This window comes from Acidovorax sp. Leaf160, assembly GCF_001424265.1.
Classification (GTDB): domain Bacteria; phylum Pseudomonadota; class Gammaproteobacteria; order Burkholderiales; family Burkholderiaceae_C; genus Paracidovorax.
Map to the genome: position 1 here is coordinate 53253 of NZ_LMOV01000025.1, position 23189 is coordinate 76441.

The 23189-nt window shown below is 64.4% G+C and carries 22 protein-coding genes; 10 read left to right on the forward strand and 12 right to left on the reverse strand.

Annotated elements, in window-relative coordinates; translation table 11 throughout:
- Positions 1-182: 182 nt before the first annotated feature.
- Entirely contained in the window at positions 183-479 is a 297-nt protein-coding gene (locus ASF94_RS15455; protein WP_056668298.1) for an H-NS histone family protein, read from the reverse strand.
- 346 nt (positions 480-825) lie between these two features.
- Between ASF94_RS15455 and ASF94_RS15460 the strand changes: the two genes are divergently transcribed.
- Complete coding sequence (locus ASF94_RS15460; RefSeq protein ID WP_056668301.1) at positions 826-1668, forward strand: symmetrical bis(5'-nucleosyl)-tetraphosphatase; 843 nt, start codon at positions 826-828, stop codon at positions 1666-1668.
- Between the two features lie 88 nt (positions 1669-1756).
- Here ASF94_RS15460 and ASF94_RS15465 read toward each other — a convergent pair whose 3' ends face one another.
- The 6 genes from ASF94_RS15465 to guaD form a co-directional block, all read right to left on the reverse strand.
- On the reverse strand, positions 1757-3241 hold the full coding sequence (locus tag ASF94_RS15465; RefSeq protein WP_056668304.1) for a DEAD/DEAH box helicase: 1485 nt from the start codon (positions 3239-3241) through the stop codon (positions 1757-1759).
- 190 nt (positions 3242-3431) lie between these two features.
- Positions 3432-4307: a neutral zinc metallopeptidase gene (locus ASF94_RS15470; protein WP_056668305.1), complete on the reverse strand. Its 876-nt coding sequence runs from the start codon at positions 4305-4307 to the stop codon at positions 3432-3434.
- Positions 4308-4502: 195 nt separating this feature from the next.
- Positions 4503-4724: a hypothetical protein gene (locus ASF94_RS15475; protein WP_056668307.1), complete on the reverse strand. Its 222-nt coding sequence runs from the start codon at positions 4722-4724 to the stop codon at positions 4503-4505.
- Between the two features lie 256 nt (positions 4725-4980).
- The gene (locus ASF94_RS15480; protein WP_235505391.1) at positions 4981-5310 is read right to left on the reverse strand and encodes a hypothetical protein; all 330 of its coding nucleotides are present in this window, start codon (positions 5308-5310) and stop codon (positions 4981-4983) included.
- Positions 5311-5469: 159 nt separating this feature from the next.
- A complete protein-coding gene (dcd, locus tag ASF94_RS15485; RefSeq protein WP_056668308.1) occupies positions 5470-6036 on the reverse strand; it encodes a dCTP deaminase in 567 nt (188 codons plus the stop codon).
- A 208-nt stretch (positions 6037-6244) separates the two neighbouring features.
- Complete coding sequence (gene guaD, locus ASF94_RS15490; protein ID WP_056668310.1) at positions 6245-7531, reverse strand: guanine deaminase; 1287 nt, start codon at positions 7529-7531, stop codon at positions 6245-6247.
- Positions 7532-7718: 187 nt separating this feature from the next.
- Here guaD and ASF94_RS20925 point away from each other — a divergent pair, with 187 nt between their 5' ends.
- The 8 genes from ASF94_RS20925 to ASF94_RS15520 all read left to right on the forward strand — a co-directional run bounded on the left by ASF94_RS20925 (position 7719) and on the right by ASF94_RS15520 (position 17560).
- Complete coding sequence (locus ASF94_RS20925) at positions 7719-8285, forward strand: GspH/FimT family pseudopilin (RefSeq protein WP_162244646.1); 567 nt, start codon at positions 7719-7721, stop codon at positions 8283-8285.
- Between the two features lie 29 nt (positions 8286-8314).
- The gene (gene pilV, locus ASF94_RS20930) at positions 8315-8911 is read left to right on the forward strand and encodes a type IV pilus modification protein PilV (RefSeq protein ID WP_235505392.1); all 597 of its coding nucleotides are present in this window, start codon (positions 8315-8317) and stop codon (positions 8909-8911) included.
- Positions 8908-9732 (forward strand): prepilin-type N-terminal cleavage/methylation domain-containing protein, encoded by an 825-nt coding sequence (locus ASF94_RS20935; RefSeq protein ID WP_082493337.1) that lies wholly within the window; start codon positions 8908-8910, stop codon positions 9730-9732. The genes pilV and ASF94_RS20935 overlap by 4 nt, the downstream gene beginning before the upstream one ends.
- Before the next feature lie 14 nt (positions 9733-9746).
- Positions 9747-10475: a PilX N-terminal domain-containing pilus assembly protein gene (locus ASF94_RS15495; protein WP_235505393.1), complete on the forward strand. Its 729-nt coding sequence runs from the start codon at positions 9747-9749 to the stop codon at positions 10473-10475.
- A gap of 9 nt (positions 10476-10484) precedes the next feature.
- Complete coding sequence (locus tag ASF94_RS15505; protein ID WP_082493338.1) at positions 10485-13778, forward strand: pilus assembly protein; 3294 nt, start codon at positions 10485-10487, stop codon at positions 13776-13778.
- Between the two features lie 16 nt (positions 13779-13794).
- Positions 13795-14244 carry a type IV pilin protein gene (locus ASF94_RS15510; protein WP_056668322.1) on the forward strand — a complete coding sequence of 150 codons (450 nt, stop codon included), beginning with the start codon at positions 13795-13797 and terminating at the stop codon, positions 14242-14244.
- The gene (ribD, locus tag ASF94_RS15515) at positions 14229-15371 is read left to right on the forward strand and encodes a bifunctional diaminohydroxyphosphoribosylaminopyrimidine deaminase/5-amino-6-(5-phosphoribosylamino)uracil reductase RibD (protein WP_056668324.1); all 1143 of its coding nucleotides are present in this window, start codon (positions 14229-14231) and stop codon (positions 15369-15371) included. The genes ASF94_RS15510 and ribD overlap by 16 nt, the downstream gene beginning before the upstream one ends.
- 122 nt (positions 15372-15493) lie before the next feature.
- Positions 15494-17560 (forward strand): phospholipase D family protein, encoded by a 2067-nt coding sequence (locus ASF94_RS15520; protein WP_056668327.1) that lies wholly within the window; start codon positions 15494-15496, stop codon positions 17558-17560.
- A 40-nt stretch (positions 17561-17600) separates the two neighbouring features.
- Here the strand turns inward: ASF94_RS15520 and ASF94_RS15525 are convergent, their stop codons facing one another.
- The gene (locus tag ASF94_RS15525; protein WP_056668329.1) at positions 17601-18560 is read right to left on the reverse strand and encodes a tRNA-dihydrouridine synthase; all 960 of its coding nucleotides are present in this window, start codon (positions 18558-18560) and stop codon (positions 17601-17603) included.
- A gap of 220 nt (positions 18561-18780) precedes the next feature.
- On the opposite strand from ASF94_RS15525, the gene ASF94_RS15530 reads away from it, so the two are divergent.
- Positions 18781-19275 carry a hypothetical protein gene (locus tag ASF94_RS15530; protein WP_056668332.1) on the forward strand — a complete coding sequence of 165 codons (495 nt, stop codon included), beginning with the start codon at positions 18781-18783 and terminating at the stop codon, positions 19273-19275.
- A 55-nt stretch (positions 19276-19330) separates the two neighbouring features.
- On the opposite strand, the gene ASF94_RS15535 is transcribed toward ASF94_RS15530, so the two are convergent.
- The 4 genes from ASF94_RS15535 to ASF94_RS15550 all read right to left on the reverse strand — a co-directional run bounded on the left by ASF94_RS15535 (position 19331) and on the right by ASF94_RS15550 (position 23151).
- Positions 19331-20527 carry a class I SAM-dependent methyltransferase gene (locus tag ASF94_RS15535; protein WP_056668334.1) on the reverse strand — a complete coding sequence of 399 codons (1197 nt, stop codon included), beginning with the start codon at positions 20525-20527 and terminating at the stop codon, positions 19331-19333.
- A gap of 79 nt (positions 20528-20606) precedes the next feature.
- Positions 20607-21128 carry a GNAT family N-acetyltransferase gene (locus ASF94_RS15540; protein WP_056668812.1) on the reverse strand — a complete coding sequence of 174 codons (522 nt, stop codon included), beginning with the start codon at positions 21126-21128 and terminating at the stop codon, positions 20607-20609.
- Positions 21129-21276: 148 nt separating this feature from the next.
- Complete coding sequence (locus tag ASF94_RS15545; RefSeq protein ID WP_056668337.1) at positions 21277-22713, reverse strand: aldehyde dehydrogenase family protein; 1437 nt, start codon at positions 22711-22713, stop codon at positions 21277-21279.
- Positions 22714-22806: 93 nt separating this feature from the next.
- A complete protein-coding gene (locus ASF94_RS15550) occupies positions 22807-23151 on the reverse strand; it encodes a hypothetical protein (RefSeq protein WP_056668341.1) in 345 nt (114 codons plus the stop codon).
- Between the last annotated feature and the right edge of the window lie 38 nt (positions 23152-23189).

The window sequence follows — 23189 nt, forward strand, 5'->3', positions numbered from 1 at the left end:
TGCGCTGCGTTTTTGCCCCTGCATGTCAGCGAGCGCCGCGCCCTGAGCACATTCCCCATTCACGCATCCCATCTGCATGGGCCCAAGAAAAAAGCCCGTCGTTACCGACGGGCTTCGATCATTCACCAAGGGCGGCCGAGTCAATCCGCCTCATACACGAGGCGGCTCAGGCGCGTATTAACTCAAATCGCGAACTTTTCGCGGCTTTCGTTTTGAATCCACTTGGGCGCCTTGCCGCGACCGGTCCACGTCTGGCCGGTAGCCGGATTGCGGTATTTGGGAGCCACTTTGGTTCCGCTGGTAGAGGAACGGGTGGCGGCACGACCAGAAGGAAAAACGTCTTGCGCGGTCAAACCATATTCAGCGACCAAACCGCGGACCTGGGCCACGGCGTCGGACAATTCACGGCGGCGCGCCTCGCTGATCTGTTGCTCCAGGGCTTCGCGTTGCTTGAGCAGGTCTTTGTAGCTGGTGGTCATGGTGTGGTATCGGGCACGAATGAAAGGAAGGCCGCATTATAAGAACGTTTTTAAGGATGCTTAAACATCTTTCATAAATCAGCTTGAAAACACACCTGCCATCCGTGCGCCACCTACGCAGTCGCCGGACGCAAAAAAAGCGGATGAAGCGCCCGGAGTCTGCGGCATCTCGGGACCTTGCAGCCTGGAAAGAGGAGTCGGCCATTAACTTCGCCGCCCGGCAGAGGCCGGTTTTCCTCACCGGTCGCCCGAGCATCAGGCCCAGGATGCGTTGGACGCTCCGACATTCGGCGCGCCCGCTCGCTCGCGCAAAATGGCAGCTTCTCTTCTTCAGAAGACTGATTCCATGGCAATTTACTGTGTAGGCGATGTACAGGGGTGCGATGGCGCTCTGCAAAGACTGGTGGACCGCATCGGTTTTTCCCCCAGTCGGGACACGCTGTACTTGCTGGGCGACCTGGTGAACCGGGGCCCCGCTTCGGCCGCCGTGCTGCGCCGCTGCGTGCGATGGGGTGACAGCGCCCGCGCACTGCTCGGCAACCACGACCTGCATCTGCTGGCAGCCGCCCACGGCGCGCGCGCCCCTTCGCGCAGGGATACGCTGGCCGATGTATTGGAAGCGCCCGACCGGGAAGGCTTGCTGGACTGGCTGCGGCAGCAACCGCTGGCGCGCACACTGGAGCTTGCAGGTGAACCCTTGCTGATGGTGCATGCCGGCGTCCTGCCGCAATGGACGCTGCAAGACACGCTCTCCTACGCCAGCGAGGTTCAGTCGGTGCTGCGCGGCCCTCGGCTGCCGGACTTTCTGCACAGCATGTACGGAAATACGCCCGATCGATGGAGCGACCACCTCGAAGGCCTCGACCGTATTCGCACGATCGTGAACGCACTCACCCGCCTGCGGTTCTGCACGCCGGACGGTGTGATGGATTTCGACAGCACCGAATCAGCGGCCCAGCCACCCGCCGGCCTGGTGCCATGGTTCGAAGCGCCGGGGCGGCGCACCGAGAGCACGCTGATCGCCTTCGGGCACTGGTCCACCCTGGGTTGGCTCGAACGCCGCCACCTGCTCGGACTGGATACCGGTTGCGTCTGGGGAGGCTGCCTGAGTGCGGTGCGCTTCGGCGCCACCCTGGCGGAAAGGGAGCACCTGAAGGTGGACTGCGAAGCATCGCAAAAGCCGGGTTGAGACGGCACCGCCACCCACCTGCGCTCAGACGGCCACAGCACCCTGCCCGTACCACACCGTTCCACGGGTGCAGGTCAAGGGTGCGGAATCAGCAAGCCTGCTCGGATGCTTCCGGCAGCGACGCCGGTGGCGAGGTTTCGGCTGCTCCCGGCACGGGGGCCTTGAACAGTGCCGCCACCTTGCGTCGCGGCTTGATGTTCGCGGAGATACTGCTGCGGGCGGGTTGGGCCTTGGCGGCGGCCTCCCAGCCTGGAGCGCCCTCATGGGAGGCGGTGGGCTCGTAGGGCTTGTCGAAGAAAGGATCGCGCGGCGCCGCAGATTGCCGATAGGTGCGCGACTCGCGTCGCTCCCGGCCGCCACCACTGCTGGCGCCTTGCTCTTCCTCGCGCCAGGCGCGACGGCCATCGTTGAACCGGCCGGAGGGACGCTCCACCTCGAATTCGATCGGCTCGAGTTCGATCTTCTTCTTGATCAGCTTTTCGATGTCGCCCACCAGGCGCGCATCGCTGCTCGACACCAGCGTGACCGCCAGACCGGAAGCGCCGGCACGGCCCGTGCGGCCGATACGGTGCACGTAGTCTTCCGCGTTGAACGGCACGTCGAAGTTGAACACGGCCGGAACGTCCTTGATGTCGAGGCCGCGAGCGGCGACATCGGTGCAGACCAGCAGATCGACTTCGCCCTTCTTGAACGCTTCCAGTGCCTTCAGACGCTCGTCCTGGCTCTTGTCGCCGTGCAGCGCGGCGGTCTTCAGACCCTCGCGCTCCAGCGAACGCGCCAGCCGGCCGCAGCCCAGTTTGCTGTTCACGAAGATGAAAGCCTGGCGCACGCCTCGGTCCTTCAGCACCTTGTGGATGGCACGCCGCTTGTCGTCGTCGGACGCCGAATAGAAGCGCTGCTCCACCGTCGAAGCGGTTTCGTTCGGACGCGCGACTTCGATCGTGATCGGGTCTTGCAGATAGCTGCTGGCCAGACGCTTGATCTCGGGCGAGAACGTTGCCGAAAACAGCAGCGTGGTGCGTTGCTTGGGCAGGTACGACAGGATGCGCTGGAGATCGGGCAGGAAGCCGATGTCGAGCATGCGGTCGGCTTCGTCAAGCACCACGTACTCGACCTGGTTGAGCACGGCGTTCTTGGCCTCGATGTGATCGAGCAAGCGGCCGGGCGTGGCCACCAGCACCTCGACGCCTTTTTTCAGCTCCAGCGTCTGGGGCTTCATGTCCATGCCGCCGAAGACGACCGTGCTGCGCAGCTTGGTGTGCTTGGCGTAGAGCGCGATCTGCTGAGCGACCTGGTCGGCCAGTTCACGGGTCGGCAACAGCACCAGGGCGCGCACGGGATGCCGGGCGGGGGACGTCGAGCTGTTCTCGTGCTTCATCAGCCGCTGCAGCAGCGGCAGGGAGAAAGCGGCCGTCTTGCCGGTGCCGGTCTGGGCGGCACCCATCACGTCCTTGCCGGTCAAAACGACGGGAATGGCCTGCGCCTGGATGGGCGTCATGGACTCGTAGCCCATGTCGGCGACGGCGCGGGCCAGCGGCTCGGCCAGCGATAGATTGGAAAAGGAACTTGTCATTTGAGCCTTCTATTGTCGCACCAGGGAGCGACAAGGCCATTTTTTCGCTACGGCGCGGCCTCACCCAGAGCATGGGCGCTCCAGGATCGGTCGCCATTTGCTACATTATTAATAGCATCCAGCCCAGCAATGACGGGCGCTCAGCCCCAAAACCTCAAGGCACTCACCCCGTCGCAACGGCCGAGCGAAATCACAACGTTCGGGCAGAGAAGGTGTCGCAGCCCTTCACGCTACCGTTCTGCAGCCCGTTCTGGAACCAGCGCTGGCGCTGCGCACTGGAGCCGTGCGTGAAGCTGTCGGGCACGACGGCGCCCCCACTGGCCCGCTGCAACGCATCGTCGCCGATCTTGGCGGCCGCGTTCATGGCCTCCTCCACGTCGCCCTGCTCCAGAATGTGGCGGGCATCCTGGGCATGGTGCGCCCAGACGCCAGCAAAGCAATCGGCCTGCAGTTCGAGCCGCACGGACAGCTGGTTGTACTCCGTCTGGCTGACCCGGCCCCGCATCTGGTCGACCTTGCCGCTGATGCCGAGCAGGTTCTGCACATGGTGGCCGACCTCATGGGCTACGACGTAGGCCTGGGCGAAGTCGCCGGGCGCACCGAGCTGGTTCTTGAGCGTTCTGTAGAAACTCAGATCGATGTAGACCTTCTGGTCTGCGGGGCAGTAGAAAGGCCCCATGGCGGCCTGCCCGGTTCCGCAGGCAGTGGGGGTGCGGCCATCGAACAGCACCAGCCGAGGCTGCGCATATTGGCTGCCACCCTTCTTGAAGATGTCGCCCCAGACGTCTTCCGTGTCGGCCAGGACGGTGGACACGAAGCGCGCCATCGTATCGTCAGCTGGCGGGCGCTGGGCCGGGGCTTGCTGCACCTGCGCCGGCGCGCCGCCACCGCTCAACATACCCAGCAGGGTCAGAGGGTTGATCCCGAAGATCCAGCCGCCCAGCAGCGCGATGACGATCGTGCCAATGCCGATGCCACGGCCACCAAAGACGGGAAATCCACCCCCGCCCCCCGCCCCGCGGCGGTCCTCGACGTTGTCGGACTCGCGATTGCCTTCCCATTTCATGCCCACACTCCCTCGCGCCGGTTCAGGCGCACCATGTACAGGACGCGGATGTTAAGTCCTGCGCCGCCTCATCCCGCGAGGTAGCTCACTCAGCGCACGCAGCACTGCAGCGGTGCTGCGCCGGCATGCGCGCCGTCCGCCCCTACCGGTGCGCGGACTGCCTGACCTGCGCACTTCACCGCATGGCGCACGCGCTCACTGCGCCATGTTGGCCGGGTGCAGGTCTACCGTGGAGCTGACCTGCACCGGCTTCACGGCCTGCCGGGCCGCCTGTTCCACCTGGCCACTGACCACCATGCCGACTGCGACCAATTGAATGGCGATGACGACCGAGCCGATTCCCACTACCCACGGCTTCATGGAAGAGTCGGACACCTCCGTAGAGCGTTGGGCCGGGGACAGGTGGATCGTAGGCATCGTTATTCCTCTTTAGTCGTTGATGGCACGAATGCTAAAAGTGCCACTTCGATGGGCTCCGAGGTTATTCACGCAGCCACCTGTAGGACTGACTCCAGAGCGCAAACTGCCGCGCGGTCGCACCATAAAAAAAGCCTGCCACAGGCAGTGGCAGGCTTCGATGGCGGACACCGGGAATGGGATCAGCGGCTGTCAGCGGAACTGGATGATTCGATATGCGGTAATTCCTGGCGGTCCGAACCAGACGCCTCGCCACTCAGTTGCGTGTTGCACGGGCAAAGGGAGAGCGGCCCGCGAAATAAGGCGCCAACTCTTCCGTCAACGTTTGCAATTCAGCGTCGTCCTGCAGCGCCCAAGCCCGCTCGAGCTGTTCGACCGCATAGCGACGATCCCCCAGCATCATGGCGGCGCTGACACACTGACCATGCGCTGCCATGCGCAACAGAAACGCATCCAGCGAGTGCGCAGGCCAGTAGGCCATGCCGCAACGCGCCCAATCGGATGCATTGCTGGCTGATGCCTGGCCGATTGCGTCGGCAGGACCGGGAACACGGGCGGCGGGGGTGGACGAGTGAAAGGCAAGCATGATGACGTCCTTGGCAGTGGTCAGTTCAGTAAATCTTGAGCAGCAAACGTTTCGCTCAAAGCACCGGCAAATGCTACCCAGCCGCCCAGGCGCTGACCCGCTGAAAGGGGGGAATACCGTCGTAGGACTTTTCCCCGAGCCACGCCTTGCAAGCTGTCTTCAGGCCTTGGGCAGCGTCACGCCCACCTGGCCCTGATACTTCCCGCCGCGGTCTTTGTAGCTGACCTCGCAAACCTCGTCACTTTCAAAGAACAGCACCTGCGCACAGCCCTCCCCTGCGTAAATGCGCGCAGGCAGCGGGGTGGTGTTGCTGAATTCGAGCGTGACATACCCTTCCCACTCCGGCTCGAACGGCGTCACGTTGACGATGATCCCGCAGCGGGCATAGGTGCTTTTGCCCAGGCAAATGGTGAGCACGTTGCGCGGAATACGGAAGTATTCGACCGTGCGCGCCAGCGCAAAACTATTGGGCGGAATGATGCAGCTGTCTCCATGAAAATCGACGAAACTCTTTTCGTCGAAATTCTTCGGGTCCACCACCGTGCTGTGGATATTGGTAAACACCTTGAATTCGGGCGCGCACCGAATGTCGTACCCATAACTGCTGGTGCCGTAGCTGATGATCTTGCGGCCGTCCTGCTCCCGGATCTGGCCCGGCTCGAACGGCTCGATCATTCCGTTCTGCTTTGCCATGCGGCGGATCCACTTGTCGCTCTTGATGCTCATTGCGTTACTCCTGTGCTGCATTCTAGGGACGGAGCAGCCCCTGGGTCGGCAAGTCCGGCGAGCCGGTCACCCACGGCGCAACCGGCAGGAGCCCCCTCAAGGTCGGCGACGATGCGGGACGTGTGCGTGCAGCGACGCAATCACGCCGCCGGGCAGAACCGCAGCGACCCGTCCGATGCGATAGCAGCCAACCCGCCTGGCAAGAGCGCTATGCACCGTTTCCGGCGGTGACCGTGCGTTCGATGACTCGGTCATCGCCCAGCACGATCAAGGCGAACAGCAATTCGTCCAGGCTCTCTGCCTGCGCGGTCTTGCGCGCCAGCAGCGGAGTCGCCTTGGGATTGAGCACCACGAAATCAGCTTCCGTGCCCGGCTGCAGGGTGCCCACGACACCGCCCAGCCCCAGCGCCTCAGCCGCGCCCCCCGTGTGCCGCCACCACAGCTCCTGCGGACTCAGGCTGAGTCCCGGCTTGGTTTGCCCTTCTCGGCCCACGTAGTACGCCGCCAGCATGGTGTGGAACGGGCTGAAGCTGGTCCCGCCGCCCACATCGCTGGCCAGACCATGATGAAAGCCGACACGCCGGGCACCCTCGTAGTCGAAGAAGCCGCTGCCGAGAAACAGATTGCTGGTCGGGCTCACCGCCGCAGCCGTCCCGGTGTCGCGCATCAGCGCGCGGTCAGCATCGTCGAAATGGATGCAATGGGCATAGACCGCCCGCTCGCGCATCAGGCCGAAGTCGTCATAGATCGAGAGATAACTGCGGGCAGCGGGAAACAGCTCCCGCGCCCAGCGAACCTCGTCCAGGTTTTCCGCCACGTGCGACTGGATCCAGACGTCCGGGTACCGGGCGGCCAACTCGCCCGCGCCGCGCAGCTGCGCCTCGCTGCAACTGGGCGCGAAGCGGGGCGTGATGGCATATCCCAGCCGGCCCTGGCCGTGCCAGCGCTGAATGAGGGTTTCGGTGTCGATCAAGGACTGCTCGGTCTGGTCGCGCACGCCATCGGGCGAATGCCGGTCCTGCAGCACCTTGCCCGCGATGAGGCGCTGGCCGCGCTTGTGCGCTTCGGCCATCAGCGCATCCACCGACGCGGGATGCGAGGTCGCGAAAGTCAGTGCGGTCGTCACACCATGGCGTTGCAGCTCATCCAGGAACACCGTGGCCACTTCGGCGGCGTAGACCGGGTCGGCAAACCGCGACTCGTGCGGGAAGGTGTAGTTCTCGAGCCACGGCAGCAGGCCTTCGGCCGGTGATCCGATCACATCCGTCTGAGGAAAGTGGATGTGCATGTCGATGAAGCCGGGGGCGATGATGCGATCCGGCCAATGCGTGAAGGGCAAGTGCGCAAACTGGGGTGCCAATGACTGCCATGCCCCGGCCGCCTTCACGCGCCACCGGTTCTGGCCGTCCAGTTGCAGAGCAAGCAAGCCATCAGGATCGAATGCTGCCGATCCTTCAGGCGTGAAGCGAAGGAGTGATGACCGGTAAATTTGCATTGTGGAAAAATCGTGGGCACAAGTAGCGGACCCGGAACCGCAGACCCGCAATGGGCAGTCATTCTGACCCAACTGCCAGCGCAGTGGACGATGAGTTCCCATTCGTCTGACGGGTGCTGCCATTGGTCCACCACGGCTGGCTCGTTCCGCACAGTGCGGTTAGGATTTTATGAAAGACCCGTGCCCCATGCTTCCACCCCACCCCCTCCAATCCAACACCGCGCGCGGTTTCACCGCCATCGAGTTGATGGTCGTCATTGCGATCGTGGCAACACTGACCGCGCTGGCAGCACCCAGCTTTCGACCCATCATCGAGAAGTGGCGAATCCGAGATGCCGCCGACAACTTTACCTCGGCTCTTTATGTCGCACGCACCGAAGCCATCAAGCGTGGGGGCAGGGTTGTGCTTCGCAAAAACCCGTTAAACGCGCAAGACTGCCCCTCTTCGGACACCATCCAAGACTGGGGTTGTGGCTGGTTCTTGTATGTGGACGTTAATAACAACGAGATTTTTGACGCAGGAACAGACGTAATGCTTCAAAAGTCGCCCCCACTCAAATCGCTACTTTTCACCAATAAAGCTTCCAACGTCTCTTACTACAAATTCGACCGCTGGGGCAAGGCTGGAGTAACTGCGATGGGATTTACCTTGTTACCCTTACCAGACGGAGTCTCCTCGCCTTACGTCACCACGCTCTGCATTTCGTCTGGCGGGCGGGTGCAACGGCAGGAAGGGGATGTGGCGTGTCAATAACGATATCGGCTGCTCGGCGGCAAGCTGGCTTGACCCTCATTGAATCGCTCATTGCCATTGTGGTCATGGCGCTTGGCATCCTGGGCATTGTGGGAATCCAGTTGCGCACCTTGGTGGAAACACAGACGAGCAACAGCAGGGCACAAGCCATCAGGCTGATTGACAACCTGAGTGAGCGGGTGCGGCTCAACCCCAGCGCGAGCACTCCCTCCGTGAGCGCCAACTACATTACCGGCTTCGGTGACATGCCTGCCAGCACCAGCTGCGCCAGTGGCTGTACCGCACCCAATCTGGCGGCTTACGACCGTGGTGCTTGGAAGCGTCTTGTGCAGTCAACCCTGCCGTTAGGCGACGCTGCGGTTTTCTATGCTGCGGATGAAACCGACGCGGGCAATCGCAGGCAGCTGGGCGTGATGGTCAGTTGGAGAGAAAACGAGAAAGTCCGAGCCACAGATTCCGCCGCAGAGACAGCAGCCTATAAACAGCCGTTCGCCGTGACCGGTGCCAGCAATGTCTCGTGCCCGGCAGACCGGATCTGCCACCTGCAGTACATCCCGCTGGCCAATCGATGCCTGCCGTACCTTCTGTCGGGTTCTGCAGACCCCAGCTTTTTTTGCCCCCAATGAAACCCGTTTATCTCCCCCATCCGGCGCCGCTGAGCCGCCGCCAACGCGGTATCACGCTGATCGAGCTGATGGTGGGCATCACCATCGGTCTTCTGACCGTGGCCGTGGCCATGGGGGCACTCATGGTATCGCGCGGTGCCTCTGGAACAATTTCTGATGCCACCCAGATGCAGCAGCAAGCCGCTTATGCCTTTCGAGTCATCGGGCAGCAACTGCGTCAGGCAGGGTCGATTCGCCTCAATCTTGCCGCAACTCAGGCGGTGCCGACCACGATCACCCCGCAGGAGGTTGTGGCGTTTGAAACCAGCTTCGACAAGGCGACCAATACCGTTACCGGCCTGGATAGCCCCAGCAGTTCGCAATTCAAGCTTTCTGTGGCCTATCAGAACTATACGGAGGCCAACTTCTCAACCTCGCTTCCGGCATCCCTCTTTAGAAACTGTCTCGGGGAAAACGGTACTGCAACTATCGTTCAGAGTCAGTTCACCCTGCGAAACGGTAGCCTCCACTGCGCAGGCACTGGCGGGGCGCAACCGGTCATCAGAAACGTACAGGACTTCCAAGTATGGTATTTGCTTCAAGCCAATGCCGATGTGGGCAACCCCACGATCCAGCGCGTCAATGCAGCAGGAGTGGGCTCCAACTGGGCAAGAGTATTTGCAGTGGAGGTGTGTCTGGACCTTTTTGGTGATGAAACCGTGGATATTCCTGCCGCTTCTACCTATCAGGATTGCGGGAATAATGCCGCTAGTTTCAACAGAAGACTGCATACGGTGTTTCGAAATACCTATCAAATCCGCAGCCAGGGTGTGGCAGGCTGAACGACATGGTTCCCATGACACATCGCAAAGCCCAAAGAGGCGTTTCCCTGATCATCGTGATCGTTCTGATCATGCTGTCCATGCTGCTGGCGCTTTGGGCGTCGAGATCGGCACTGTTCAATGAACTGATCGTGGGCAACGACGCGGATTACCAGCGGGCGTTCGAAGCCGCACAAGCCATGATTCAGGATGCCGAAATGGACATTCAAGGCACCAAAGCGGATGGGAGTGCCTGCACGCCGGCTTCAGGACGACCCCGGGTATGCCGCGTTCCGGACTCCGTCAATAGCGTGTGGTTCGTCGACGAAGATCGCGAAGTGGGGGATCTGATCGCCACGTTGACAGCCCAGCCCACGGGCTGTCTGAACGGAATTTGCGCCAAACGAACGGGCCCGCAGGATTTTTGGAACGACCCCACTACCCTTCAGGCCATGACAGCAGCGAATGTTGGCGCGCGGTACGGCGAATACACGGGAGCTTTGATAGGAAGCACCAGCAGCCAGTCCAGCAACGCCATTTTGAATCGAACGGCTGCAGGCACCGGAGCGTGGTACTGGGTGGAGATCATGCCCTATGACTCGAACGCCGGCAATTCAGGCTTGGTCACCAACGGATCCAAGATGCTCGCCTTGAATCTGAAACCCTATGTCGTCTATCGGATCACGGCAATTGCTCGAGGCTTGAAGCCCAGCACCCAGGCCGTGATCCAGACGACTTATGCCCGCCAGAAAACCAAGAATTAAGAGACCAGCATGCGAAACAAAGTCTTGTTACGGACGGTTATTGGTGGCTTGGTGACTAGCATGGGCGCGGCGTTGCCCGCCGCCGCCGCTCCACTCAATCTGGCTCAATATCCCGCAGGCTCCGCTTCGCGGCAGCCGCCGCCAAATGTGATCGTCTCGGTGGATAACTCGGGGAGTATGGGAACCAACGGTATCAACGCGCTCAAGGCGGCGCTAAAGGACACCTTCGCGCCCGCGAACCTTCCAGACGGGAGCATTCGCCTCGCATACCAGTCCATGTGGAACTGCAATACGATTCCGAGCACCCATGCTAGTTGCGCCAGCGGTGGGGTGTCGTGGAACACGATGCGCGAACTGCAGGGCGGCACGACGCCGAGCGAAGCTAGCCAGCGCGGCCAGTTCTTTCGTTGGATCGACACATTGAACGCTGCCAACGGCACGCCCTCACACGCCATGATGCGTAACGCTGGTGAATATCTGCGGACCACTGGAGCTGCCAACCCGTGGAATGCCGAACCGGGTACCGTCGACAATTCACCCCAGACCTGCCGCCGCTCTTATCACATCCTGATGACTGACGGCGGATGGAACAACACGCAGTCGAACACTATCGGAAATGCTGACGGTACGAACACGACATTCCCTGATGGCACCGTGTATGACGCAGGTTCTGCGCAGTCCAAGATTTACAGCGACGCCTGGGGCTACGGAGCCAAGTGGGGAGACAAAAACAAGAACGACCCACTCCCCACTCTGTCGGACATGGCCTTCTATTACTGGGCCACTGATTTGCAAAATGGCATTCCCAATGGACTGACACCGCTCATCAGAAAAGCGGGAGACGAGGTATTTACCAATCAAGGAAAATCAGTCACCATCAACGAGTACTGGAATCCAAAGAATAACCCTGCCAACTGGCAGAACATGGTAACGTATACCATTGGCTATAACTCGGCGGCTGACTGGCAAAGGAATAACGCAAATACTAACCCACTATTCAATACGGCACAGGGCATGTACGGAGGCGACTTCGCAGCTGCAATAGTGGGCAACAAATATTGGTTGGACCCTATCAATAATGATGAGAATGGTCGCCGAGAAGAACTGTGGCACATGGCAATCAACAGCCGAGGGAAGTTCTATCCCGCCAAAACTTCCGAAGACCTGAAAAATGCCTTCAATGAAATCGTTGGCGGCATCATCAACGACAACAGCAAACCCATCACCGGTTATGCAGGATCAGGCACGACGAATATCCGAGCCGATCTTGCCGAGTACGTCTCCGGCTACGAGGCGGACAAATGGAAAGGCTACGTTTATTCCAACGTGGTGGCGAAAACATCCGGCACGAAGTCGGCCAACCCTGCATGGGGCATCATCAACGGACAAAACCCGCCCAAGGACAGGAAAACCACGGCAGACAAGCTGGACGAACTGGCCAGTGTGAGCACGCGCGTCATTCTCACCACCAATGATGCCACTGGCGCAGCAGTCCCCTTCGAATGGGACGTCGGGGTCGGAAAACTGAGTGCGGCGCAAAAAGCCGTTTTCAACGCCTCTGACAATCTGGGCGAAGACCGCGTGAACTTCCTGCGCGGCGATCGCACCAAGGAAGGCAATACGGCAGCCAGACCTTTCAGAGAGCGCGCTTCGCGCCAAGGCGACATCGTCAATTCGTCCGTGTGGTACGTGAAGGGGGCCGTCAGCAACTTCAATTTACCGGGCTACACGTCATTCCTTGCCGCTCAGAAAGCTCGCATTCCGATGGTTTATGTCGGGGGCAACGACGGAATGCTGCACGGTTTTTCCGCCGTGGATGGGATGGAGAAGATTGCATACGTTCCCAAGGGCGTGATCAAGACGCTGCCTCTGCTGACCAGTTCCAACTATGCTCACCGTTACTACGTCGATGGTTCGCCTTTCACCGGCGATGTGGATGTCGGCACCAATGCCTCCGATTGGCGCACCTTGCTGGTGGGGAGTCTGGGCGCGGGTGGCAAGGGCTACTTCGTGATGGACGTCACCAAGCCGGGTACCACCGACAACTCCATCGCCTCCAACTTCACTACCAACGCGACCGATCGTGCCAACGTCGTGCTCATGGACAAGACGCTTAACAAGGCCGACGCAGTCGCTGCCGGTTCGGACGAAGCGGATCTGGGCCATATCTTCGCGACCCCTGTGGTCGATGAAGCCAACCCGGCCAAGACCACGCAGATTGCCAAACTGAACAACGGCAGATGGGCAGTCATCATGGGAAATGGCTACAACAGCACCAACGAACGCCCCGTGCTTCTCATTCAGTACCTGAGCGGCCCTGATCGCGCCTTGAAGAAGATCGTGGCCGCATCGACCGGCACGAACGCGGTCGGCAACGGGCTGTCTGCGCCCCGCGTGGTCGACATCAATGGCGATGGGAGTCCGGACGTCGTCTACGCCGGGGATCTCAAAGGCAACCTCTGGAAGTTCGACCTTCTATCGAACAATGCGGATAACTGGGGAGTGGCTTTCTCGGGCTCGCCCTTCTACACCGCCACCTATCAGAATGCAGGCGTTTCCAGTACCCAGCCGATCACGGCGGCTCCCACAGTCAAGGCCAACGACCGAGGTGTGGGAGGCGTGATGGTCGCCTTCGGTACCGGCCAGAACGTGACCGAGGCTGACAGAACCGACATTTCCAAGCAGACCATCTATTCGATCCTGGACAGCACCCGTTATAAGCTCGTCAGCTCCCGACTGGCCCTGGACACCTCCGTGACCGTCAGTCCCGTCGGCACCGGAACCACCGATCTGGTAGCCCAGACGCTGGTGGGAACGGCCATCAACGGCGATGGCAACAGCTCGGGGCGGGTTTTCTGGAAGATGAGCGCCAATACCGTGACCTATACGGGTGCCAATGCCAAGAAAGGCTGGTACTTCAATCTTCCGGAAACCGGTGAGCGCCTTTTGAAAACCATGCAGTTCTTCGACAACAGCAACGTCCTGGAAGTGCTCACCCAGGTTCCGGCGTCTGGTGGGAACTCGCAGGAAGAGACGTGTTCGCCTTCGCCTCAGGAAGAAAAGCAGTTCAGGACGCTGCTGAACATCATGGATGGACGCAAACCGAACGTGCAAGTGATGGACCTGAATGGCGACGGCATTTACAACACCGCAGACAATCAGGACCGGGGAGTGTCGCGAATGAGCACTTCGAAGGGCGCCAAGGGCATTGCGATCAACAAGCGGATCATCAAGAGTGGAGATGACTCTCTGGCCAGGCTGCCGGAGCAGGCTCTGCGACCCAGCTGGCGCCAGATGCAATGAGACCGAGACGAACGGCATGAAAAGAAACAGCACGTCATCCGCAGGCTTTACGCTGATTGAAGTCATGATCGTTGTGGCGATCGTGGCCATCCTTTCCGCCGTCGCCATTCCGAGCTATCAGGAGTACATCCGTCGAGGCCACCGCGCAGAAGCCCGCGCTACTCTGTTGCAGGGATCCCAATGGCTGGAGCGCGTGGCTACCGCGCAAGGCACTTACCCATTGACGAGCGCCAATGTGTTCCCGGCGGGCCTGCAGAGCACGCCTTCGGCACGCTACACGATCGCCTTGACATCTCCGACAGGCGGAGTGGCTGCCGACAATGGACGCACCTACACCTTGACGGCGACTCCCGCTGGCGCCCAAATTGGCGACCGCTGTGGCAACTTCACGCTGACCGAGGCAGGGATCAGGGGCGCGGCAGGGTCCACCACCAGCGCATTGGCGAGCGAATGCTGGACCAAGTGAGCGGAACGGCGACTGAAAAAGACGAGTCGTTCATCGAGGAAGCGCTCAGCCTCGCGGCGCGCGCGCTTTTTGTTTCCAACCCCAATCCACGCGTCGGCTGCGTGCTTGTCTCTGCCGCAGGAACCATTCTCGGAACGGGCTCCACGCAGCGTGCGGGGGGACCCCACGCAGAAGTAATGGCTTTGCGCGAAGCGCAGCAAGCCGGCCACTACGTCCATGGAGCGACTGCCTACGTCACGCTCGAGCCTTGCTCCCACCAGGGTCGCACAGGGCCTTGCTGCGAAGCCCTGATACGGGCTGGCATTCGCAGGGTCGTCGCCTCACTGGCCGACCCCAATCCGCTGGTCGCGGGCCAAGGCTTCGAGCGCTTGGCCGCGGCGGGGGTGGAAGTCCTCGTAGGTCCCGGTTCCGCTGCATCGCGTGACCTGAACATCGGCTTCTTCAGCCGCATGATCCGCGGCACGCCCTGGGTTCGAATGAAAGCGGCCGTGTCCCTGGACGGCGCCACCGCACTCGCCAATGGCGCTAGCCAGTGGATTACGTCAGCGGCGGCGCGGGCGGATGGGCAAGCCTGGCGAGCCCGAGCCTGCGGCGTGCTCACCGGCATCGGCACCTTGCTCGAGGATGATCCGTTGCTGAACGTCCGGGAGGTGGCGACCCCTCGTCAGCCCCACCTGGTGATTGTGGACAGCCGCCTGCAGACTCCGCTGCATGCCAAGCTCTGGCAGGCGTCCGACCGATCGGTCCTGATCTACTCGGCGCATGCCGAACCCGAACGGAGCAACGCGCTGCAGGCGCTGGGCGCCGAAGTGATCGACCTTCCCAATGCCGCCGGAAAAGTGGATCTCTCCGCCATGCTGCGGGACCTCGGCGCCCGCGGAATCAACGAACTTCACGTCGAAGCCGGGCACAAGCTCAATGGCTCTCTGGTGAGAGAGGGGCTTGTGGATGAATTGCTGCTCTACGTTGCGCCCAAGCTGCTTGGCGCAGGCGCACAGGGCCTGGCCGAGTGGGGGCCGCTGCAGGAACTGGGGCACGCACTCTCCCTGGAATTCGAAACCGTCGAGCCGGTTGGATCGGATTTACGCATCGTGGCACGAGTTGCCGGGCGGGCTGCCTTCGGCTGAGCCGACGGGCAGCCACGATTCGGCGGGGCCCGACCCGTCCCGATCAGCGCGCCTGTCCGACACCGGATGCGGGTTAAACAACGGTATACCAGCGGACTCTGTTGCTACCTGACGCGGCCCCTATGCCCACCCGTGCTTCGCCCTCCTGGCACCGCTGCTCCAGCGTAGCCGCTGCGCTTCTCGCTGCCATCTTCACCGTGGGCTGCAGCAGCTTGCCCAAAGATGTCGAGCGTCCGATCTCCACGGCCCTGCAGACCCCGCAGGCCACGTCCCTGGGCAGTCTGCTCACGCCCCGACCGCCCGCCAGCCCCAACGATCCGACCGCCTCCGCCTTCCTGCTGCTCAACACCCCCGAAGAGGCCTTCACCAGCCGCCTAGCGCTGGTTCGCCAGGCCCAGAAGACGCTGGATCTGCAGTACTACGCCATCCACGTCGATGCGAGCAGTGAACGGCTGCTGCGCGGGGTGGTGGGCGCGGCGCGGCGGGGGGTGCGGGTGCGGATTCTGCTCGACGACTTTCACAGCACCGGGCGCAACGCTTTGGTGATGCGCATGGCGTTCGAGCCCAATATCGAAATGCGCATGTTCAACCCGGTCGCCGGCTCTCGGGGCTCGGCCCTGGGGCGGATGTGGGGGTCGCTCACCGACTTCGCCCGGGTGCAGCAGCGTATGCACAACAAGCTGTTCCTTGCAGACAACGCCATGGGCGTGACCGGCGGGCGCAACCTGGGGGACGCCTATTTCGGCAACTCCGAATCGGGCAACTTCGTGGACATGGACGTGCTGGCTGCTGGCCCGATCGTGCGGGAAATGTCGCGCAGCTTTGACAGCTACTGGAACAACGAACGCGCCTATCCGGTGCAATCGCTGATCACGCGGGAGGAGCTTGCGAACATCCGGGCCCAGGTGCTGGACGACGACGGCAGCAACGCGCCGCGCATCGGCGGTGAGCCCCCGGGCGCGGATGGCACCCCGGCGGCTACGTCGCAAACAACGGCAGCGGCGGCATCAGCGCCCGCCATGCCCAATGAGTCAGCGGCCCGAAACTCGGGCAGCCGGCCCCGGCCGCCCGATGGCGAGCCACGCCCTGCACTCGGCGGGCCGACGCGCGAACAGCGCGAACGCATTGCGCGCGAGCAGCCGATGGACCTGGCGCAGGCCGACTTCGTCTGGGCGCCTGCCGTGCTGATGGTGGACAAACCCACCAAGATACCGCTGGACGACGCCGCCGCAGCGGGCGCAGCAGGGACGGCTGCCAGGGCCGAGGCGGCTGCGCCTGCGGCGAACCCCGCCACCCGGGCGGCGGCGGCCGCTGCTGCCTCCACCCAGCTTGCGACTTCGCCATCGCTCCCCGCGTCATCACGCGCGACATCGACCGCTGCCCGCGCCGGGCAGGCCCGCAACAGCAACAGCAACAGCAACAGCAGCAACGGCGATGGCGATGGCGGCAGCAACGCGACCCGTTCCCCCGGCGAGACGCCAGCCGCCCCGAACAGCGCCGAGGGAGTGCCCCCCGGCACGCCCGGCGCCGTGCCCACCGTTTCCTCGGGCGACACGGTGGTGGATGGGCTGCTCAAGCTGATGGGCATCACCCGTTCGGACCTGCTCATCATCTCGCCCTACTTCGTGCCTGGCGACGACATGAAGGCTGCGTTCGCCCAGGCGCGGTCTCGCGGCGTGCGGGTGCGCATCCTGACCAACTCGCTGGCCTCCAACGACGCCCCCATCGCCCACGTGGGTTATGCGCGTCACCGTGAAGAGCTGTTGCGCATGGGGATCGAGCTCTACGAAATGCGCAGCGAAGCCTCCGGCCTGGGTTCGGCATTCGGCAGCTCGGGCGGCAGCGGCACGGGGGAATCCCGCGCCATGCTGCATTCCAAGGTGATGGTGATCGACGGGCGGCTGCTGGTGATCGGCTCGATGAACCTGGACCTGCGCTCGCAACTGCAGAACACCGAGATCGCCCTGCTGATCCGCAGCCCCGGGCTGTCTCGGGAAGCGGCCGGGCAGATCGAGGCGGCGATGCGGCGCAACGCCTGGCGGCTGGAGCACGATCAGCAGGGCGGACTGGTGTGGCGCGCGCCGCAAGGCAGCGGACTGCAGGACGCCACCCACGACCCCGACACCAGCCTCGGCCTGCGGATGCTGCTCAAACTGCTGGGCCCGCTGGCGCCTGACCATCTGCTCTGACCATCCGGTTAGACGGTGCCGCGATCGCCACCAGGGTGCATCAGCCTGGCTGCTGCGCCTCCACCCAAAGGCTGATCTCCCGCTGATCGGTCATCGTGCGGACGTGCTGGAACGCCGCCTCGGCCTCCGGGTAGCGGCGGCGCAGCAGATTGAGCCATTGCTTCAGCCGCCCTGCCCGCTGCCGGGGTTCCAGGCCGTCGCAGACCAGCTGCCAGAACAGGGCAAGCTGCGGCAGCAGCGCCGACCATGGCAGCGCGAATCGCTCGGCGGCCCCTGCATCGGCCGCGCGAATGGCCAGTCCCAGGCCCGGGTCGGCGACGATGCCCCGCCCGAGCATCAGCGCGCTGGCGCCAGACACCTCGCGGCAGCGCAGCGCGTCTTCCACGGTCCAGATCTCGCCATTGGCGACCACCGGAATCCGCACGGCAGCGCGAATCGCCGGAATCTGCTCCCAATATGCCGGCGGGCGATAGCCGTCGGCCTTGGTGCGCGCATGCACGACCAGTTCGCAGGCGCCGCCGCTTTCCATCGCCTGCGCACACTCGATGGCCCGGCTGGCATCGTCGTAGCCCAGCCGCATCTTCGCGGACACCGGCAGAGGGGCCGGCACCGCGCGGCGCACGGCAGCCACCAGCCCGGCGATGCGCTCCGGCTCGCGCAGCAAGGCGGCGCCGCCACCGTGCCGGTTGACCACCTTGGCCGGGCAGCCGAAATTCAGATCGATGCCCTCCGGCCCCAGCTCGGCCAGGCGGGCGGCGTTCTCGGCCAGGCTCGCCGGGTCGGAGCCCAGCAGCTGCGCCCGTACCGGCACGCCCGCCAGCGTGCGCCCGCCGTTCGTCAGCTCCGGGATGTAGCGCAGGAACACCTTGTCGGGCAGCAGCGTGCCGGTCACGCGGATGAATTCGGACACGCAGCGGTCCACGCCCCCCACCCGGGTCAGCACGTCGCGCAGCACGAAGTCGAGCAGGCCCTCCATGGGCGCCAGCAGCAGCGTGGTCATGGCGCGGCCCGCCCGATGCAAGCCTGGGTGGCGAGCACCCGCTTTCGTTGGAATTCAAGCATCAAAAAGCCTTCCAGCGCCCATCCATAAAGCGCCATTAGCTATGGTTTTAATAGCAAAACGCATTCGCAAGCCCACCGCCTGCCACGACGCCCGTCATGGCCATGTCACTGCGGCGGTGTGCAATGGCACGCAGTGCGCTCCGTGCCACCCCCACCCCATGCCGCTGCTTCTGAAAACCGACAAAGCCCGCCACGAACTCTCGCCCGGCGTCCGCACGCTGAGCCTGCGCGAGCGCTCGCTGCTGCTGCTGGCTGACGGCCGGCCGCTCGCGGAGCTGCAGGCCATGTACAACGGCGTCGGCGCCGAGATGGTGGCCGAGCTGCTCCGCCAGGGGTATCTGGCCGAGCCGGTCGCCGCCAACGCCCCAGGCAGTGCTTCAGGCAGTGTTCCAGGCAGCGCGCCGGCACCCTCGCAGGCGCTGCGCTCACTGGCCGGCACGCGCATGTACCTGTTCGACATCTGCGAGCGCATGTTCTCGCGCCGCCACGCCGAGCTGGCCCAGCGCTTCCGCGACGCCCTGCGCAGCGCGCGTGACCGCGACAGCATGCTGGACGTGGGCGAGGCGTTGCTGGACGAGATCACCGTCATGGCGGGCGCGCAGCGCGCCGCGTCGGTGCGCGAACGCATGGAACAACTGCTGCCGGCCGGATGAACGGCGCGCGCCGCGCCAGCCGCAGCCGCAGTTGCAGCCGCAGCAGCCGGTGCGGTCACACCGCCGCCAGCCGCCAGAGCGAAGTGACCTCGGCCGCACGGGCGGCATGCAGCGGGTCCTGCGCGTCCGCAGACTTGCCGTGGCGCGGCTTCACGTCGTGCCGCTGCACCACGCGCAGGCCCGCCTGGTCGATCCACTCCAGCAGCTGCGCCCGGCTGCGCAGCCCCAGGTGTTCCGCCAGATCCGACAGGATGAGCCAGCCTTCGCCGCCCGGAGCCAGATGCTCGGCCAGCCCCGCCAGAAAGCCGCGCAGCATGCGGCTGTCTTCGTCGTACACCGCGCGCTCGATGGGCGAATTGGCACGCGCCGGCACCCACGGCGGGTTGCACACCACCAGGGGCGCCCGGCCTTCAGGGAACAGATCGGCCGACTGCAGCGCGACCTCCCCCGCCACACCCATGCGGCGCAGGTTGTCGGCCGCGCAGGCGAGGGCACGCGGGTCCTGGTCGGTCGCCACCACCCGGGCCACGCCGCGGCGCGCCAGCACGATGGCCAGCACGGCCGTGCCGGTGCCGATATCGAAGGCCAGCGTCTTCGCGCCGGCCGGCAGCGGCGTGGTTGCGACCAGGTCCACGTATTCCCCGCGCACCGGCGAGAACACGCCGTAGTGCGGGTGGATGCGCGCCTCGGGGCCGAGCGCCGGAATGGGCACGCCCTTCTTGCGCCATTCGTGCGCGCCGACCAGCCCCAGCACCTCGCGCAGCGACACCACGCGGGCCTCGCCGCCGGGCGCGCCCCAGGCTTCGGTGAAAGCCGCCCGCAGGTCAGGGGCGCGGCGCAGTGGAATGCCGTAGTCGGCCTGGACCGGAATGAGGATCTGCGAGAGCGTGCGCGCCCGCTGGGCCTGCGCCTGCCGGTGCAGGTGGAAAGCCTGCGAGGGCAGGGCCGGAACCTGCGCACCCGGTGCCTCAGGCGCCCGGGCCCGGGCGCGGGCCTTGGCGCCGCCGGCAGCGCGGCCGCGCGGCGCATCGGCCCGGCGGGCCAGCGCCTGCAGCAACTGCCGCGCGTTATGGAAGTCGCCAGCCCAGAGCAGGCCGGTGCCTTCGCATGCCAGGCGATACGCCTTGTCGGCTGCCAGCGTGTCGTCGGCGAGCAGCACGCGCCGCGGTGCGGGCGCGCCGCTCTCGGCTTGCCAGAGCGCGCTCTGCGCCTGGCCGGAGGCGTCTTGCCAGTGGATCGTGGAGGGGGTCATACGCCAAGCCTGTGAAGAGAGGAGAAAAAAGGCCTGGTGCGCCGCAGCGGGCCCGCCCGGGGCGGAGCCACCGGCGCTGTCAGTTCAGAGGGCGCTTGAGGCGCACTTCCTCGATCTTGACGCCGCCCACCACAGCCGTCTTGGCGGTGGACATTTCGCGCTTGAAGCCGGCGAGTTCGTGGAAGCGCAGGGCGCGCTCGTTGCGCAGCGGCACCCAGGCCGTCACGTTGGTGCAGCCTTCTTCCTGCAGGCCGTCGCGCGCGGCGTCCCACAGGGCCACACCGACGCCCTGGCTCCAGTGCGTGGGAGAGGCGTAGATGGCCCAGATCTCACCGGTGGTGGGACGGGACTTCTCATCGCGGGACCGGTCGAAGCCGACGAAACCGACGATCTTGTCGCCATCGACGGCGACTTGCACCTGGGGCTCGCAGTACTCGATGGCTTCGCGCCAGTAGGCCTGGCGTTTCTCGACCGAAGACATCGATCGCAATTGGTCGTCTGGCAGCAGGCCTCGGTAGGCCTCGGTGGCGGATTGCGTGTGGATCTGGGCAATGGCTTTCGCGTCGCGGAGGGTAGCGGGACGAACCTGGATACTGGACATGGGGGAACGGAAACAGATGGGAAAAAACGAAAAGAGCGGCATTGTCGCCGCAAATGGTTTTTCACCTCAACCGCTACGGTATGCCGGAGCCGCCGCGCGGCCTCTCCCACCGCTCCAGAACGGCCCGCGCAAGGCCATGCGTGGCCGTTCAGCTCCAGCGGCGCAGCAGCCCCATCACCTGGTCGAATCGCGCGCCATAGGGCGGATAAAGCGCGCCGCCGAGCGACCAGCGCGACTGCACCAGCACCGACTTCTGGTGGCAGAACCGCAGGAACCCGGGCTCGCCGTGGTACGCGCCCCAGCCGCTGTCGCCCACGCCGCCGAAGGGCAGGTTGTCGTGCGCGACGTGCAGCAGCGTGTCGTTCACGGTCACACCGCCGCTCACGGTGCGGCGCAGCACGGCATCGCGGTTGGCCTCGCCGCGCCCGAACCAGTAGAGCGCCAGCGGCCGCGGACCGGCGTTGATGTGCGTGATGACGTCGTCCAGCCGCTCGTAGCCCAGCACCGGCAGCACCGGGCCGAAGATCTCTTCCTGCATGACCTGCATGGCCTGCGTGGCGCCGAACACCAGCACCGGCGGCATCTGCCGCCCCACCCCGTCGCCGATGCTCTGCGGCGGCGGTGGCGGCGAACCCGGCACCGGTTCCAGCACGTGGATGTCGGCGCCCTGCGTCTGCGCCTGCTGCAGCATGGTGCGCAGCCGCGCCAGGTGCCGCGCGTTGATGACGGCGGCGTAGTCGGGGTTGCCCTCGAAGTACGGAAACAGCTTGGCCACAGCGGCGCGGTAGGCCTCGGCGAAAGCGGCTTCGCTGCCGCGCGGCAGCAGCACGTAGTCGGGCGCGATGCAGGTCTGCCCGGCATTGAGCAGCTTGCCGTGCGCAATCTTCAGCGCAGCGTCGGCCAGGTCGCAGTCAGCGTCGATGATGCAGGGCGACTTGCCGCCCAGCTCCAGCGTGGTGGGCGTCAGGTTGACCGCAGCGGCCTGCGCGACCTTGCGGCCGATGGCGGTGGAGCCGGTGAAGACGAGGTGATCGAAGGGCAGCGATGCCACCAGGGCGGCCACCGCCGCGTCGCCCTGCACCACGCAGAATTCATCGGGCGAGAAGAACTGCGCGACCAGTGCCGCCAGCTGGGCCGCCGTGTGCGGCGTGAGCTCGCTGGGCTTGAGCATCACGCGGTTGCCCGCCGCCAGCGCAGCCATGGCGGGCGCCAGGGCCAGCTGCACCGGGTAGTTCCACGGCGAGATGACGCCCACCACGCCCAGCGGCTGCCGTTCGATCCAGGCCTGCGCCGGCTGCAGCATGAGCGGCGTGCGCACACGCTTCGGCTTCGCCCAGCGGGCCAGGTGCCGCAGCGTGTGCTTGAGCTGAGCGCGCAGGATGAACAGGTCCGCCACCTCGGTGAGTCGCGGCGAGCGCATGCCGAAGTCGGCCTGCACGGCGGCGGCCAGCACCGGGCCATGTTCGTCCAGCAGTTTGCGCAGGCGCAGCAGGCGCTCGCGGCGCACCATCAGCGGCACGTCGGGCTGGGCGCGACTGGCCTGGCGCTGGACTTCGAACTGGTGGCGGATATCGGCAGGCGTCATAGCTCCGCATCATAGGCAGCGGGCCGCGCACCCACGGGACGGCGGCTGCAACGGGCTGTAAGAGAGCGCTGCCGCAGGCCGGCCCTGCCCGGATCAGCGCACTTCGCGCGGCTCCACGTCCACCACCTCGCGCGCGCCGGGCAGCTCGCGCGCCCGCGCCCCGGGTGCGGGTGGCTCATCGGCGGCGGGCCCGGAGCCGCGCGCCGCCGTCCAGCGCGCGGTGCTCCGATACACCGTGCTCCAGCCGTCCCGCGGGTCCATCCGCATCACCCACGGCGTCACCGGCCGGCCGGTCAACCGCGCCCAGAGCGACCTGAGGCCCCACGCCAGCGCCAGCACGGCCACCATGGCCAGCAGGCAGACGAAGAACACGAGCCCCACCACCACCACGAATAAGCGCAGCGTCCACCGGATCAACCCGGCCACGAAATCATTCAAACCATGCCCCTTTCTGGCGGGTGTGAGGCACGGTCAGG